Consider the following 14,886-nt stretch of genomic DNA (forward strand, 5'->3'; position numbering starts at 1 on the left):
ATATACAATCGTGAAATAATAAATGATGCACAAGATAAATATTTTTTTGCAATAGGAATCGGTATATTTTCCTATTAGCCATATTAAAAGGAGTAGTCAACATGGGACAATCGTTTAACGCACCTTATGAAGCGATTGGAGAAGAGCTTCTATCGCAACTTGTTGATACTTTTTATGAGCGTGTAAAGCGGCATCCGCTGCTCTACCCGATTTTTCCGGACGACTTAACGGAAACGGCAAGAAAGCAGAAGCAATTTTTAACGCAATATTTAGGCGGTCCGCCGCTTTATACAGAAGAACACGGACACCCGATGCTGAGGGCGCGGCACCTGCCGTTTCCAATCACACCGGAACGGGCGGACGCATGGCTTTCGTGTATGAAAGAGGCAATGGATCATGTCGGTTTAAAGGGCGAAATAAGGGAATTTCTTTTTGAAAGGCTGACATTGACAGCCAGACATATGGTAAATCAGCCTAAAATGGAGGATGGTTCACATTGACACTAAATCAGCGTGACCAATTTTTCTCCCATTGCCACGGACATCCGCAAAAACCGATGGAAATTTATATGTTTGTCGACCCTTTGTCTCCCGAATGCTGGGCTTTGGAGCCGGCGATCAAAAAGTTGAAAATCCGCTACGGCCGCTTTTTCACACTAAGGATCATCGCCGCATGCAGCATCACAGCGCTGAACGTTCAGAAACGTAAAAAGCACCGCCTCGCAGAGGCATGGGAAAAGATCGCATGCAGATCAGGCATGTCTTGTGACGGGACGCTCCTGCATGACAAAGCGCTCTCCGCACCATACCTCGCTTCGCTCGCTTTGAAAGCGGCGGAACTGCAAGGCAGAAAAGCAGGGCTGCAGTTTTTAAGATGCATGCAGGAAAGCTTGTTTCTCAATCGGCAGGATATCACCGAAGAACAGGTGCTCTTGGCAATCGCAGAGCATACACAGCTCGATCTGGAGGAATTTAAAAGGGATCTTCATTCGCAGAGCGCCGTGAAAGCCCTGCAATGCGATTTGAAAATCGCTGCCGAAATGGAAGTGGCATCTGTTCCGACTCTTACGTTTTTTAACAGTCTCCGCGAAGGAGAAGGCTTAAAAGTAACCGGAAATTATTCATACGAGATTTACGAAGAAGTATTGTTTGAGATGCTCGGCGATGAGCCGAAGCCTTCACAAACACCTCCGCTCGAACTTTTTATCGAATACTTTCAATTTGTAGCCGACAAAGAAATTGCCGTCGTTTACGACTTGACGCTGGAAGAGGTGGAACGGGAAATGAAAAAGCTCGCGTTCGCCCGCAAAGTCGAAAGAGTGGAAGCAAAACACGGCATGTTCTGGCGCTATATAAACGGACATAATGATGCCGGACCGCTTTATCAATACGAAAAATAGCACGGGTTTCTCCCGTGTTTTTTCTCGATCCAAAAAACGAACGCACGTTCCTTTTTAAAGCAGTAAGAAACCGCGCCGGGATAAGCGCGGTTTCTAATTATGTCTTAACGACAACAAAGGGGATGGGAGAAATTTTTCACGGTCAAACAAAGGGGTAAATGTTTGTTTGTGATCAATTTCACATCTTTATAATATCAAATCATGTCGAGTTTTGACAACTGATTTCATTAGTTTTCACATTTTTGTCACAAAAACATAAATAATAGATGTCCATCATATGATCAAAGTAACAAAGAAAACGAGCCCGCCGCGCGCCGCCAAACCGCGATTTATACGGACTGGCGTCCGGTTTTGCTGCCTTTTTGCGCCTCGTCTCCCCCTGTGAAATTTTATCAGTCCTTAGGAGGGTTTTTATGCTTCAGATCATTTTAGGACTTGCATCAATATTATTTTTTTTCGTCTTGAATATTTTAGGTTTGATGAATATGTTTCCCCTTTATATTACGTCTCCCCTCTTATTTATATCAATCCTTTTTACGCTCAGCCGCCTCAACCACCGCAAAACATTTAAAGGTTTTTGACCTCATCGCGAACAAGGCTGCCGGTATGACCGGCAGCCTCTTCCATATATTCGCCTATTATGAATGATCGACTTTTTGCAAAAGTTCTTCCATTTCGTTCAGCTGCTCTTCAAACTTTTTGCACGCAGCTTCGATCGGCTCTGAAGATGTCATATCGACGCCGGCTTTTTTCAGCACTTCAATCGGATAATCCGAGCTTCCCGCTTTCAAGAACTCAATATAGCGGTCAACAGCCGATTTGCCTTCTTTTAAAATCTGCTGACTGAGCGCCTGAGCTGCACTGAAGCCTGTCGCATACTGATACACATAATAATTGTAATAGAAATGCGGAATTCTTGACCACTCAAGACCGATTTCCTTATCAATCTCAATATTGTCACCGAAATATTTTTTATTCAAATCATAGTAGATGCTCGTTAACAGCTCAGGAGTCAGCGGTTCACCTTCCTGGGCTTTGACATGGATCTCATGTTCAAATTCGGCAAACATCGTCTGTCTGAAAACCGTTCCCTTGAAGCCTTCAAGCATATGATTCAAAATATAGAGCCGCTGTTTTTCATCGTCGATTGTATTCAGCAAGTATTCTCCCAAAAGCGCTTCGTTCGTCGTAGAAGCTACTTCGGCTACGAAAATGCTGTAGTTTCCGTACGGGTAAGGCTGATATTTTCTCGTATAGTAGCTGTGCACGGAATGGCCGAATTCATGGACGAGCGTAAACAAATTATTGACGTTGTCCTGCCAGTTCATCAAAATATACGGATTTGTTCCGTAAGTTCCTGAAGAATAAGCGCCGCTTCGTTTTCCTTTGTTTTCATACACATCGACCCAGCGGTTGTTCAATCCTTCTTTCAGGATGGATGAATATTCTTCCCCTAAAGGCGTCAGACCTTTCAGCATATAGTCCTTTGCCTGCTCGTAGGTAACTTTCATTCCAGAGTCCTTTACAAGCGGAGTATACAGGTCATACATGTGCACCTCATCAAGCTCAAGCACTTTTTTTCTAAGCTCAACATAGCGGTGAAGAAGCGGGAGATGCTTGTTGATCGTGCTGACAAGATTGTCGTAGACTTCTTCAGGAATGCTGTTTCGCGATAAAGCAGCTTCCCGCGCCGATTTATAATGTTTAACCTTCGCATAAAAGTTGTCTTTTTTCACAGCTCCGCTGAGCGTGGAAGCGAGCGTGTTTTTAAAGCGGCCGTATGTTTCGTAAACCGCCTTGAATGCCGCGCGGCGGACATCACGGTTCTCGCTTTCCAAAAAGGTGACATAATTGCCGTGTGTGAGCTGCACCTTTTCTCCATTTTCATCGGTGATCTCCGGAAATTCCATATCGGCGTTATTCAGCATGCCGAACGTATTGGAAGAAGCTGAAAGAACATCAGACGCTTCGGCCAAAATCCCTTCCTCCTCCTCGCTCAGGACGTGAGGACGCTCTTTATTGATTTCTTCGAGAGCATGCGAGTAAAGCTTTAACTCCTCTTTTTCCAGCAGGAACTGCTGAAGCTTTTCTTCCTGAATCGATAGTATTTCCGGCACCATGTAGGCCGTCGCGCTCGCAGCCTGGGTATAGAGGTTGGCCGCTTTATCATTGAGACCTTGGTAAAAAGAATTTCCAGTATCCTGATCATAGCGCATGTGAGCGTACGTATACAGCTTCCCGAGACGCTCCATCACCTTATCCTGATAAGTCAGCGCTTCATATAATTCATCGGCGGAATGGCCGAGCCTGCCCTTGAATTCGGAAAGCTTGGGCAGCAGTTCTTTAACGGCTTGAAATTCCTCGTTCCAAGCGTCATCTGACGGGAAGATATCCTCAAGTCTCCACGTGTCTTCTTGCTTCACCTCTTCTCTTGAAGGCAGTTTCTTCGATTTTTTTTCTTCAACCACTGTCAATCCCCTCGCTTTCTTTACTCCAAGTCCATTGTTGTCCAATAAACTTGTATTGTGTTTATCTTCTGTTTTTTCACCGTCTTTTGTCAAATCATATGCGAAAAAAAAGACGCAAAATCCCGCCGTTAAAAAATAAAATACATATCTTTTGATCTGAAACAGCCCGGACACCACCTTCCTTTCTTTAGGTTGAACGAAAGGCTTGATAATCATTCGGAAAAATAATGTTCATCTCTTTTTAAGAGCGCCTCCAGCCGCGGCTCCGGAACAACAGAACCCGCGGAATAATAAAATTCCTCTTTCCTCTCCAAAAATCCTTTTTTATGCAAAAAACAAATGTATTCGCAAACGGCATCAGCAGCCGTTTGCTGCCCGCTCCATCTCAGCTTCAGCCTTTTGCCCTTGACGAGCCAGTCCATATAATGAACCACAGACTGCAGGCGAAACGTATCATGCTTCGTTATAAATAAGAAAAGGTACCCTTGCCACACATAAACCGGATGGGCAAAAATATAGCCTGACGACACCGGGAGAAAGACTTCTGAGGGGAAAAACGGGAGCGGGAGCCGGTACTTTTCATAAAAGAGCGCGGCAATCTGCTTCGCTTCTTTTGATAAAAAACGCACGGCTGACATCCGAAAACTGAGGACATTTCTTTTCCAATCTTTAAGCTGGAGAGGCGAACAGTTTTCCCGCGCGGTTACATCATGCCAGCTTGCTTCAGCAAGTGGGAGAAAACGCAAGGATGCGGATGTTTTGTTTGTTTGAAAGGGAATCAAGTGTTCGAGGATGATGAAAGCCTTTTGTTCGGGGCAAAAAAACAGGAGCTTAGGAGGCTTTTCCCTTTTCTGAGCGAACTGCCAGTGAAACCTTGAAAGCTGAAAAAAACTCCCCGTCAAGCGTCTTACCCGGTTACCGCCCAGAATCCACAACGGCTCGATTCCCAGTTTGAGAAAGCCTTCCGTTCTTTTTCGGTACGCTGCAGCATCGAGATTCGCACATTGAAATTCAACCGCAACCTGGCGGGTTCCGAGTTTCAGAAGCAAATCGGGCCTTTGTCTGATCTCTTGCAAATACGGTTCAAGCACCGGACTGAGTCCTTGTCTGCCGAGCCATTCGTACAACAGCCGTTTTCCTTTCAGGTGATAGGAGCTCTCCGGTTCATGGGGCACCGGACATGCTGCACCCGGCTTATGAGCGAAGTGCGGGAGCTTGACGGGACCGACTTTCAGGTCGAGTTCACACCGGCAAACCGGACAGTAAAATAAATGTCGATTTCTCAATCGCTTGAGATCTTCGGTTTTGTATCCGTCGGCAAGACAGATGATCTCTTCTTGATCGATCATTGCACTGAACATTTTGTCTCTCTCCTTCCTGTTTGATCAAGTATTCAACATGCGCAGAAGCTTTCCTTTTTTTGAAAACGCTTCAAATTCAGGCCGATTTTATATAAAGTAGTATTATAGAACTCGAAATTTTTAGAAAAGGAGTTTTTGACATCAAACGGAAGCTGACCACCAAGCTCACATTGCTGATTCTCACCCTGCTATTGATCTTGCTTTCTGTTATGAGCGGCCTCTATTTAATCATTTTAGAAAATTCGTTAAAAATACAAATTCAAGCCAGAGCGCTCGATATGGCGAAAACGCTCGCCCAGATGCCTTCCGTCCAGGAAGCCTTTGAAACGGACGATCCGTCCCGAATCCTTCAGACAATTGCAGAAAACGCGAGAAAGCAGTCCGGTGCGCAATACATCGTGATCGGCTCGGCGGATGCGATCCGCTATGCTCATCCGGACCCAGGAAAAATCGGCAAACCGATGGTCGGCGGAGACAATCAGCGCGCTCTTGAAAAAGGAGAAGCATACATTTCGGAAGCCGTCGGCACGCTTGGCCCGGCCATCAGGGGCAAAGCCCCGATCCTTAATGAAAACGGCAAAATCGTCGGAATCATCTCAGTCGGTTTTTTAAAAGAAAATATTCAGGATATCGTCTCTCAATATCAGACAAAATTCATATTTTTATTGGGATTTGTCGTGCTGATGGGGGTTTTGGGAGCCGTCTATATTTCCCGCAATGTCAAAAAGTCCATTTTCGGTCTTGAACCTTATGAAATTAATCAATTATATACTGAAAAACAGGCAATTACAGAATCTGTGCATGAGGCCTTGATCGCCATCAACAAACATGAAGAAATCACGCTCTTGAATAGAAAAGCGTGTGAGCTCCTTCGCGTCGAAAGCGAAGATCAGTGGCTCGGCAAACCGATTTCCGAGCTTCTTCCGGATACGCTGCTCCCCGAAGTGCTGAAAACGAAAACGGCGCAAAAAGATCAGGAATTAACGATCGGTAACGAAGAATTAATCGTCAACAGAGTGCCGATTTTCGAAAACGAAAAAATCCGCGGGGCCGTCGCAAGCTTCAGGAGAAAGACGGACATTGACGAACTCTCCAAAAAGCTGGCGCAAACTTCGCAATATGCGGAAGGTCTGAGAGCCCAGACCCACGAATATTCAAACAAGCTGAACACAATCGCGGGACTGATCCAGCTGGAAAGCTATTCTGAAGCGCTCGAATTAATCCAAAAAGAGAACAAAAGCCATCAGGAAATGCTGCGATTTCTCATCCATTCGATTCCTGATCCGCTTCTTTCCGGGTTGCTGCTGGGAAAGGTCAACCGTGCAAAAGAGCTGCACATCAACCTGGAAATCGATGAAAGCTCAAAATTGGACGCTTTGCCGAACGAAATGGATAAAGGCAAATTCATTACGATTTTGGGAAATTTGATTGAGAATGCCTTTGATGCCGTTTCCCACAAAAAAGACCGCAGCATCCTTGTCTTTTTGTCAGACGGGGGAGATCACATCTTAATTGAAGTCGAAGACTCGGGAGACGGTATTCCCGAAGGGGAACAGGAGCGGATCTTTCAAAAGTTTTATTCGACAAAAGCGGCGAATCACCGCGGTCTCGGCCTCTTTTTAGTCAAAGAAGCCGTCAATGCGTTAAATGGACAAATCAAAGCGGATAAAAGCGACCTTGGCGGAGCATTGTTTACTGTCGTGATACCAAAATAGAGAAACGCTGGGGGACTGACCTATGAAAGCATTACAAGTGTTTATCGTGGAGGATGACATCAGGAACGCTGACATTCATCAAAAACTGATCAGCAAAATTGAAGGATTTTCTGTCATTGGAATCGCAGAAAATTTCCAAGATGCAAGGGATTTGCTTCCGGACGTGAAGCCCGACCTTGTCCTGCTCGACATTTTTCTGCCGGACGGCTCAGGGATGGAGCTTCTCTGGCTGACCAGACAAAAGCTCAGGCATACAGACGTCATGATGATTACGGCGGCAAAAGAAGTTGAATATGTCGAGCAGGCGATTCGCGCTGGAGCCGTCGATTATTTGATCAAGCCGATTATGTTTTCCAGGCTGAAAGAAACGCTGTTAAACTATCGGTCCTACCGGCTCAAGGTAAATGAAATGTCTTCAATCGATCAGACAGACGTTGACAGCTTGATGGCAAAAAGGCGAAGCATCATGAAAGAAAAACAAACCGCTGAAGCCGATTATCCGAAAGGAATCGACGGCCTGACGCTGAAAAAAGTAGCCGGCGTTTTAAACAAAAGCGAAAACAGCGCTGGCATCACCGCCGAAAATCTCGGGCGCACCATCGGTGTCAGCCGGACGACCGCAAGGCGCTATTTAGAATTTTTAGCTGCGGAAAAGCATGTAAAAACAGAACTTTTCTATGGAACCGTCGGACGTCCCGAACGGCGCTACAAGCCTGTGAAAAATGAAAGTCCGGAAACGTAGCGTTCCGGACATCAAAAGCTCAGCCTTCCAAATCGATCGACTTTTTATTTCTGTTCTTCATTGCCCGGGAAATCGGCGGCACGATGAGCGACAAAAGCGCCGTAATCAATAAACCGATTGTGACGGGACTTTCAAAAAACACGGACAGGCTTCCTGATGACAGCGTCATCGCTTGTCTGAATGATTCTTCCATCAAACTTCCGAGAATAAAAGCTAAAATAAACGGAGCCGCCGGAAAAGACAGCACTCTCATAAAATACCCGAGGATGCCGAAGAACACCAGAATATAAAGATGTACGACATTAAATGTCACAGCATAGACGCCGATCAGGCAGAAAACAAATATGAGCGAAATCAAAAGCTGCTTCGGAATCAGAAGAATTTTTGACAAGAAAGGAATTAACGGCAAATTTAAAATTAGCAGAAATAAATTGCCGATATACATGCTTGCGATCACGCCCCAGAACACGTCGGGATGATCCGTCAGCATGAGCGGCCCCGGCTGAACGCCGACGACCAAAAGGGCGCCGAGCAGGACGGCCGTTGTCCCTGATCCGGGAATCCCGAGTGTCAGAAGGGGGACGAATGCGCCGCTCGTTGCCGCATTGTTTGAAGTCTCAGGTGCTGCGACCCCTTTAATATTTCCCTTGCCAAACGTTTCAGGATGTTTTGAGATTCTTTTCTCTGTAATATAAGAAATAAATGATGCAATCGTCGCCCCTGCACCGGGCAGGATGCCGAGCAAAAATCCGATGACCGAATGCCTTGCGATCGGTCCCGAAATCTCTTTCATTTCGCCTTTCGTCACCTTCAGGCTGCCGACCTGAGACGCTCCCTCCGTCATCGGCTTGTTCCGCGTCTTGATTAAGAACGCAACTTCAGCAAGTGCAAACAAACCGAGAGCCACGATCAGAAAATCGATGCCTTCCAGAAGGCTTGCCGCACCGAATGTAAACCGTTCGGTCCCCGTCTGCGGATCAATTCCGATGGTAGCTGTCATAAAACCAAATGTCGCAGAAATCAGCGCCTTGACTGTCGATCCTTCGGAAAGGCTCGAAATTGCTACCAGGCCGAGCATCATCAATGCAAAATATTCTGTCGGTCCAAATGTCACCGCAATGTTTGCCATTGCTGGCGCGACGAGCATCAGCGCAACTACGGTGATCGTTCCGCCTGCGAAAGAGCAGATTGCAGCGATAGCAAGGGCTTTTCCCGCTTTCCCATGCTTTGCCATCGGATAGCCGTCAAACGATGTCGCGACAGTGCCTGCTACTCCGGGGGCATTTAACAGAATCGATGACGTCGAACCGCCAAAGACCGCTCCGTAATAGACGCCCGCCATCAAAATTAACGCGGAGGCCGGGTCCATTCCATAACTTAACGGGATCATAATGGCAATCGCGGTAATCGGCCCGAGCCCGGGCAGCATCCCGATAACTGTCCCGATCAGCACCCCGATAAAAGCGAACATGATATTCTGCGGAGTCAGCGCCACCTGAAACCCGTATAATATACTATCTAACATGCACTTCCCTCCTTATGTTCGATTAAAAAGGCATAACCCCCTGCGGAAGCATGATGTTGAGCACATAATTGAATGAAAAATAAATTGTGCTGCTGAAAACCAGTGAAATGATCGCAGCCGTTTTCCAATTCCGATATCCCAACACCGCAGGCAAAACGACCAGCAGCAATACCGTAGAAAGCAAAAATCCGATGAATTCCAAAATCGAAATGTAGATCAACAGAGAAGCAACACAGAGCATCATGACCTTGACATCTTTTTTCTTCAGCTGAAACAGCTTTTTCACCGTTGTATCTTTTTGATCTTTTTCAAAAAACAGAAATATACCCAAAATGAGAAGCAATATGCCTAAACTTTTCGGCAGCACGTCCGCATCGATCACCGCGTACGGATAGCTGTCTAAATTAAAGCTGAGCGCCAGGTAAATGGCTGCCACAGCCAAAATGATGACAGAAACGGCCCGGTTTGTGATTCTCATGGTTTACACCAGCCTTTCTCGATTTCAGCTTGCCGGTCGCCGGCTGTGCCGGGCAAAGCTTTTAAGGCTTTCCCGTACCGGCAACCGCGCGGAGACCATTTTATTTGCCACCCAATCCGATATCATCAAGGAGCGCTTCCATTTCTTTATATTGAGCGTCAAGATAGTCTTTGAATTCTTGATGGCCCATAAAGTTATCCGTCCATCCATAGCTGTCCCGAATCGATTTCCAGCTGTCTTTTTCCATCATCTCTTTGATTTTTTCCTCATAGTATTTTACGGCGGACTCGCTCATTCCCGGAGGTCCCATAAATCCTCTCCAGACCGTAAATTCATCATCGATTCCCTGCTCTTTTAAGGTCGGAAAATCTTTGACGGTATCTCCTTTCATGCGCTCGGGAGCGGTGATGGCCAGCACTCTGACTTTTCCGGCGCGCGCCTGTTCGGCCGCTTCACCGACACCTGTCGAGTAGACGTCGGCTTTTTTACCGAGCAGCATGCTCATCCCGGCGCCGTCTTGCGCCGTAATGTATTTCAGCTCTTTCGCATCAACGCCAGCCTTTTGAACAGCGCTGACAAATTGCATATGGTCCATGCTTCCCGGAGAAGATGTCCCTACAATAGAGGCTTTTTTCGGATCTTTTTTCAGCGCATCCACAAGGTCTGTCATCGACTGATAAGGCGAATCTTTATGAACGACAAACGCTCCGTAATCGGCAATCACGCTTGCAATTGGCGTAAAATCGTTGTGGCCGTACTGGGATTGTCCGTTTAAAGGCACGAACAAAATCGGCGGTGATGTAACAAACAATGTATGGTTATCACCTTTTTTGCGGTGGACATACGACCATCCGGACGCTCCACCGCCGCCCGGTTTGTTGACGACAGCCATCTTTTCAATCAATTTTTCTTCACCTAAGATTTTCGAGATCGTTCTGGCCGTTGTATCCCATCCCCCGCCGGCTCCGGCAGGCGCAACGACCTCGATTGCTTTCGAAGGTTTAAAGTCTTTTTCGTTCGCGGCTTTATTTGAAGCTGTGTTTCCGCCGCATCCTCCCAAAATCAGCGCAAACACAAGTAAAATTGTAAAGCCGTAACATCTACCCCTCTTTGTCATGTTGTGCTCCCCCTTCATTGTAATCGCTTTCATCATAGCTTCCTCGACTTTTCGTGCACAGTTTAACTGCATAATATTCTTTTTGTTCATAAAGTTCACAAAAAACCTTCCCCGTAACGGAGAAGGTTAAAGCCGGCTTCAAAAGAAACCGGCTTTTTTATGCGAAGTGCTTTTTTATTGTATGAAGAGCATGATCCGCTGCAATCAGTGTTCCATACTCTTTCAGCATATGAATCGTCGTCTTTGATTCTGAGGCATACTCCAGCAGAATGCTCAGCTGGTTTTCCACCTCTTCATCAGGCAGTTCATTGAAATCCACGAATAAATAATAGCGGTTTTCATGAGAGTACAATGTCGTTTGGCAACCGCTGACAGACATTTTTGACAGTGAGATTAAATCCTCAAAATCGTCAAATTTTAAAACAAACTGCAGTTTCTGCTCTTCTGCCTGCTCTTCTTTTTGAAAGTCGTCAAGCAAAGCATCAAGGCTTTCTTCTGCTACATGCTGTTTTTTATCTTCAGGAATCGGCAGTTCCAGCTTTTGTCCGTCTTTGGACAGCTGAGCTCTTGTCACAATGATTTCCAATCCCTTATCAAGGGCCTGCACTTGAATCCAAAGGGGGCCTTCAACGGCAAACTCTTCTTCTTCGTGCACTTCGTCCATCATTTCCCAAAAAAGCTCTTCACTGCGTTCTCGATTGTACCAAATTTCTTCTCTGTCAAACCCGCGGTCTTCGATATCCCCGTAGGAAATATAAAACTTAACCGTGTGTTCGTTTATTCTTTCGATTTCCATTTGCCAACCTTCCCTTCTTTGTAAGATGTTGAAGGGATAACTAAGCTCCCAATTAATTGTACTTTACTACACTTTACCCATTACGTCCACTTCTTAACCTTATCCATGATCAATCTTTATTTTCTATTTTATGATAAAAAAGGCGGAAAAGAAATAAAAACGCCTCCAAGGTCAAGCTAACATATTTTCCGGCCTGCTTCATATATTAGTTGTACAAGCAGCAGCTGTAGATGCGGGCGCCTTTTTAGGCAAGTCCCGATGCAAAGGCAAAGCGAGGTGCCAGTTGATGGAACACGATATACTGATGTCGTTCCTTGTGATCATCGGAATCGATCTCATACTTGGCGGCGACAACGCTGTTGTGATTGCAATGGCAAGCCGTCATTTGCCTCCCCGGCAAAGGCAAAAAGCGATCATCATCGGCACATTGATCGCCATCATGATGAGAATCGCGCTAACAATGGCAGCAGTGTACCTGCTCGCGGTTCCTTATCTGCAATTTATCGGAGGAATCTTCCTGTTGTACTTAGGATATCAGCTTTTGATTGAGAAAAAAGATGCCCAGCATGTCAAAGGCGGGACATCTTTATTTAAGGCGATCCGCATCATCGTGATTGCCGATTTGTTCATGTCGCTTGATAATGTGATTGCGGTCGCTGGAGCTTCGCACGGACGCCTGATGCTAGTCGTTGTCGGCCTGATGGTCTCCGTCCCGGTCATTATTTGGGGCAGCAGGCTGATTCAAGCGGCCCTTGCAAAGTTTCCGCTCTTCATATACGCGGGAAGCGGACTGCTCGCTTATACCGGCGGCGAAATGATCGTCAGGGAGCGGGAGTTGTCTTCCTTTATGGCGCAGCACAGCACCCTCGAAATGCTGCTGCCCGTCCTGACGGTGATTTTTGTGATTTTAGCCAGTATTTATTATGAACAGACGAGTGAAAAGCATTAAAAAAAGAAGGCTGAAAAATTCAGCCTTCTTTTAGTTTGCGAGACGCTGCGCTTCACGAAGCTGGAATGTGCGCACTTTGCGCGGCAGGAAGCGGCGGATTTCGTCTTCGTTGTATCCAACCTGCAGGCGCTTTTCGTCAATGATGATCGGACGGCGCAAAAGCCCCGGATGTTCATTGATGAGCTGGTACAGCTCTTGAAGCGGCATTGTTTCAAGGTTGACGTTCAGTTTTTGGAACACTTTGGAACGGGTTGAAATAATTTCGTCTGTTCCATCCTCCGTCATTCGTAAAATCTCTTTTATTTCATCAATTGATAAAGGCTCTGAAAAAATATTTCTTTCCGTATACGGAATATCGTGTTCTTCTAACCATGCGCGCGCCTTTCTGCAAGACGTGCAGCTTGGGGATGTATATAATGTAACCATATTGCTTCACTCCTTAAAAAGTAGAATGAAATTAGCGTATTCTTAAATTGAAATAAATCTAAAAAAGTAATCTTTATTGAGTATTATACTATAAAAAAGTAAGTGTGAACAGTCTGTAACAGAAATTTTTTGACAATCCAGCGACTTTTGCTTTTTTATGCCATCTGTTATTCTCATTTAGCTCAATTCATCGAAAATGTTCTTTTGTTTATGATCGTCAACAATCTTAAGGACGTCATCCACATCTTCATAAGATTCTCCATACCACTTCTCATCTTTGTATGTATGGATTTTTTCGTACGTTTCTTTCATCGCGTCAAACACTTCTTTCTCCGTGTTTGATTTTGGAGACCAATACAAAATCTCCATTTTGTTCACTTTGCCGGTTGCGAGTGACCGGCGGCGGTAACCAATCGACTCAGCGTGTTTAAAGTTTTCTTTTTGATAAAATTTAAGACGCTTCGCCGTATCAGCATCATCTTCATCCACGGGCTCGACTTCGAGGAGGATCGGTTTGTTTTTCTTTTTCAGCTTTTCAATCAGCTTGGAACCCAGTCCCTGTCCTCGCGCGTCTTTAGAAACGAATAAATAGTCGATGAAAATAAAAGAGTCGAATTCGGCGTACATCAACACATGATGACGGCCTTCTTCTTTATGGTAAATATCGTTTTGTTCCTTTAACAATGCTTCCATGTGCTCTTTTGATTTCATTTCTTCTATTGGGAAATACTCGCTAAGCTTCTCATACCAGTTCATTGATTTGCTCCTTATGGATGTTCTAATTTCACACTTTAGATATACCCGCTTTCTTTTTAGTTTAAACAAAATCTTTTTTAGAAAGGAGCTTCAGTGAAGCTGAGCATGTTACCTACATATACTAAGACGGTTGTCTACCGCGAAGGTTTCAAATTTTTTCTCAAAAAATTGCCGGCGGTTGTTCGGCATTAAAAAAAGACAGCCTTGTGACGGCTGTCTTCCTGCTTTTTTTATTTGGATTGATAGACTTTAAATTCTTCCTCTGTGCACATGACGAAATGGCCGGGCTTTACTTCGCGGAGCTCCATCTGTTCGTCGCCTTTCAGCTGATGGACGCTTGGATCATACGTCTTCCGCACGCGCGTGCGCTCATAATCCGGATCAGGCAGCGGAATGGCGGAAAGCAATGATTGTGTATACGGATGAAGCGGATTTTCATACAGTTCATCTGCCGGCGCCAATTCAACAAGCTTCCCGAAATACATGACGCCGATCCTGTCGCTGATATATTTGACCATCGACAGATCGTGAGCGATGAAAAGGTATGTAAGCCCTCTTTCCTTTTGCAAATCCTTCATTAAATTGACGACTTGCGCTTGAATGGACACGTCCAGAGCGGAGATCGGTTCATCGGCAATGATGAATTCCGGCTCGACCGCAAGCGCCCTTGCGATTCCGATCCGCTGGCGCTGTCCGCCGGAAAATTCGTGCGGATAGCGGTTCGCGTGCTCTTTATTTAAGCCGACGAGTTTGAGGAGTTCATGAACGCGCTCAAGCCGCTCTTTTTTCGTTTTGGCCAAACCGTGGATGTCAATTCCTTCTGCGATGATGTCGGCAACCGTCATCCGCGGGTTCAAGGAAGCATACGGGTCCTGAAAAATCATCTGCATCTTCCGGTTGAATTCGAGAAGGTCCTTGGCAGATTTTTTGTCGTGGACATTCTTTCCCTTAAACAAGACTTCTCCGGAAGTCGCTTGATACAAACGAATAATCGAACGGCCGGTCGTCGACTTTCCGCAGCCGGATTCACCGACAAGACCGAGCGTTTCTCCTTTGTAAATGTCAAAAGAGATTCCGTCAACAGCTTTCACAATCCCTTTCGGTGTTGAAAAGTGCTGTTTTAAATTCTTGATTTCGAGCAGTTTTTCTGCCAC

Annotated in this window: 15 protein-coding genes and 1 pseudogene; 6 read left to right on the top strand and 10 right to left on the bottom strand. The window is 45.7% G+C overall.

Annotation, left to right across the window (positions count from 1 at the left end; translation table 11 throughout):
• The first annotated feature begins 101 nt into the window (after positions 1-101).
• The 3 genes from ACVC9U_RS12745 to ACVC9U_RS12755 all read left to right on the top strand — a co-directional run bounded on the left by ACVC9U_RS12745 (position 102) and on the right by ACVC9U_RS12755 (position 1,980).
• On the top strand, positions 102-500 hold the full coding sequence (locus tag ACVC9U_RS12745) for a globin domain-containing protein (protein ID WP_003180652.1): 399 nt from the start codon (positions 102-104) through the stop codon (positions 498-500).
• Between the two features lie 56 nt (positions 501-556).
• Positions 557-1,399, top strand: a complete 843-nt coding sequence (gene spxH, locus ACVC9U_RS12750; RefSeq protein ID WP_441391221.1) for a protease adaptor protein SpxH — start codon at positions 557-559, stop codon at positions 1,397-1,399.
• 413 nt (positions 1,400-1,812) lie between these two features.
• The gene (locus ACVC9U_RS12755; RefSeq protein WP_023856663.1) at positions 1,813-1,980 is read left to right on the top strand and encodes a hypothetical protein; all 168 of its coding nucleotides are present in this window, start codon (positions 1,813-1,815) and stop codon (positions 1,978-1,980) included.
• A gap of 57 nt (positions 1,981-2,037) precedes the next feature.
• On the opposite strand, the gene pepF is transcribed toward ACVC9U_RS12755, so the two are convergent.
• Both pepF and ACVC9U_RS12765 read right to left on the bottom strand, forming a co-directional pair.
• Positions 2,038-3,867, bottom strand: a complete 1,830-nt coding sequence (gene pepF, locus ACVC9U_RS12760; protein ID WP_441391109.1) for an oligoendopeptidase F — start codon at positions 3,865-3,867, stop codon at positions 2,038-2,040.
• Between the two features lie 212 nt (positions 3,868-4,079).
• Entirely contained in the window at positions 4,080-5,228 is a 1,149-nt protein-coding gene (locus ACVC9U_RS12765; RefSeq protein ID WP_075753402.1) for a competence protein CoiA family protein, read from the bottom strand.
• 170 nt (positions 5,229-5,398) lie between these two features.
• Between ACVC9U_RS12765 and ACVC9U_RS12770 the strand changes: the two genes are divergently transcribed.
• Both ACVC9U_RS12770 and ACVC9U_RS12775 read left to right on the top strand, forming a co-directional pair.
• Positions 5,399-6,943 carry an ATP-binding protein gene (locus ACVC9U_RS12770; RefSeq protein ID WP_154495634.1) on the top strand — a complete coding sequence of 515 codons (1,545 nt, stop codon included), beginning with the start codon at positions 5,399-5,401 and terminating at the stop codon, positions 6,941-6,943.
• Between the two features lie 22 nt (positions 6,944-6,965).
• A complete protein-coding gene (locus tag ACVC9U_RS12775) occupies positions 6,966-7,685 on the top strand; it encodes a response regulator (RefSeq protein ID WP_075753406.1) in 720 nt (239 codons plus the stop codon).
• Positions 7,686-7,704: 19 nt separating this feature from the next.
• Here the strand turns inward: ACVC9U_RS12775 and ACVC9U_RS12780 are convergent, their stop codons facing one another.
• From ACVC9U_RS12780 to ACVC9U_RS12800, 5 genes and pseudogenes are all read right to left on the bottom strand, one after another.
• Positions 7,705-9,210 carry a tripartite tricarboxylate transporter permease gene (locus tag ACVC9U_RS12780; protein WP_441391112.1) on the bottom strand — a complete coding sequence of 502 codons (1,506 nt, stop codon included), beginning with the start codon at positions 9,208-9,210 and terminating at the stop codon, positions 7,705-7,707.
• A 22-nt stretch (positions 9,211-9,232) separates the two neighbouring features.
• Positions 9,233-9,688, bottom strand: a complete 456-nt coding sequence (locus tag ACVC9U_RS12785; protein WP_075753410.1) for a tripartite tricarboxylate transporter TctB family protein — start codon at positions 9,686-9,688, stop codon at positions 9,233-9,235.
• Positions 9,689-9,788: 100 nt separating this feature from the next.
• Complete coding sequence (locus ACVC9U_RS12790; RefSeq protein ID WP_075753480.1) at positions 9,789-10,805, bottom strand: tripartite tricarboxylate transporter substrate binding protein; 1,017 nt, start codon at positions 10,803-10,805, stop codon at positions 9,789-9,791.
• Between the two features lie 157 nt (positions 10,806-10,962).
• Positions 10,963-11,601 carry an adaptor protein MecA gene (gene mecA, locus ACVC9U_RS12795; RefSeq protein ID WP_441391114.1) on the bottom strand — a complete coding sequence of 213 codons (639 nt, stop codon included), beginning with the start codon at positions 11,599-11,601 and terminating at the stop codon, positions 10,963-10,965.
• A pseudogene (locus ACVC9U_RS12800) lies at positions 11,583-11,708 on the bottom strand (hypothetical protein). Before ACVC9U_RS12800 ends, mecA begins: the two are co-directional and overlap by 19 nt.
• A gap of 179 nt (positions 11,709-11,887) precedes the next feature.
• Between ACVC9U_RS12800 and ACVC9U_RS12805 the strand changes: the two are divergent.
• Complete coding sequence (locus tag ACVC9U_RS12805) at positions 11,888-12,550, top strand: TerC family protein (RefSeq protein ID WP_075753414.1); 663 nt, start codon at positions 11,888-11,890, stop codon at positions 12,548-12,550.
• A 30-nt stretch (positions 12,551-12,580) separates the two neighbouring features.
• Here the strand turns inward: ACVC9U_RS12805 and spxA are convergent, their stop codons facing one another.
• From spxA to ACVC9U_RS12820, 3 genes are all read right to left on the bottom strand, one after another.
• Positions 12,581-12,976: a transcriptional regulator SpxA gene (gene spxA, locus ACVC9U_RS12810; RefSeq protein ID WP_003180621.1), complete on the bottom strand. Its 396-nt coding sequence runs from the start codon at positions 12,974-12,976 to the stop codon at positions 12,581-12,583.
• Between the two features lie 177 nt (positions 12,977-13,153).
• On the bottom strand, positions 13,154-13,732 hold the full coding sequence (locus ACVC9U_RS12815) for a GNAT family N-acetyltransferase (RefSeq protein ID WP_075753416.1): 579 nt from the start codon (positions 13,730-13,732) through the stop codon (positions 13,154-13,156).
• Positions 13,733-13,962: 230 nt separating this feature from the next.
• A complete protein-coding gene (locus tag ACVC9U_RS12820; protein ID WP_075753418.1) occupies positions 13,963-14,886 on the bottom strand; it encodes an ABC transporter ATP-binding protein in 924 nt (307 codons plus the stop codon).

Source organism: Bacillus sp. GM2 (assembly GCF_056155945.1).

What these genes read in the sequence shown, in the direction of transcription:
- ACVC9U_RS12745 (WP_003180652.1), top strand. Translation starts at nt 102, where the DNA reads ATGGGACAATCGTTTAACGCACCTTATGAAGCGATTGGAGAAGAGCTT.
- spxH (WP_441391221.1), top strand. Translation starts at nt 557, where the DNA reads ATGGAAATTTATATGTTTGTCGACCCTTTGTCTCCCGAATGCTGGGCT.
- ACVC9U_RS12755 (WP_023856663.1), top strand. Translation starts at nt 1,813, where the DNA reads ATGCTTCAGATCATTTTAGGACTTGCATCAATATTATTTTTTTTCGTC.
- ACVC9U_RS12765 (WP_075753402.1), bottom strand. Translation starts at nt 5,228, where the DNA reads ATGTTCAGTGCAATGATCGATCAAGAAGAGATCATCTGTCTTGCCGAC.
- ACVC9U_RS12775 (WP_075753406.1), top strand. Translation starts at nt 6,966, where the DNA reads ATGAAAGCATTACAAGTGTTTATCGTGGAGGATGACATCAGGAACGCT.
- ACVC9U_RS12780 (WP_441391112.1), bottom strand. Translation starts at nt 9,210, where the DNA reads ATGTTAGATAGTATATTATACGGGTTTCAGGTGGCGCTGACTCCGCAG.
- ACVC9U_RS12785 (WP_075753410.1), bottom strand. Translation starts at nt 9,688, where the DNA reads ATGAGAATCACAAACCGGGCCGTTTCTGTCATCATTTTGGCTGTGGCA.
- ACVC9U_RS12790 (WP_075753480.1), bottom strand. Translation starts at nt 10,805, where the DNA reads ATGACAAAGAGGGGTAGATGTTACGGCTTTACAATTTTACTTGTGTTT.
- mecA (WP_441391114.1), bottom strand. Translation starts at nt 11,601, where the DNA reads ATGGAAATCGAAAGAATAAACGAACACACGGTTAAGTTTTATATTTCC.
- ACVC9U_RS12805 (WP_075753414.1), top strand. Translation starts at nt 11,888, where the DNA reads ATGGAACACGATATACTGATGTCGTTCCTTGTGATCATCGGAATCGAT.
- spxA (WP_003180621.1), bottom strand. Translation starts at nt 12,976, where the DNA reads ATGGTTACATTATATACATCCCCAAGCTGCACGTCTTGCAGAAAGGCG.
- ACVC9U_RS12815 (WP_075753416.1), bottom strand. Translation starts at nt 13,732, where the DNA reads ATGAACTGGTATGAGAAGCTTAGCGAGTATTTCCCAATAGAAGAAATG.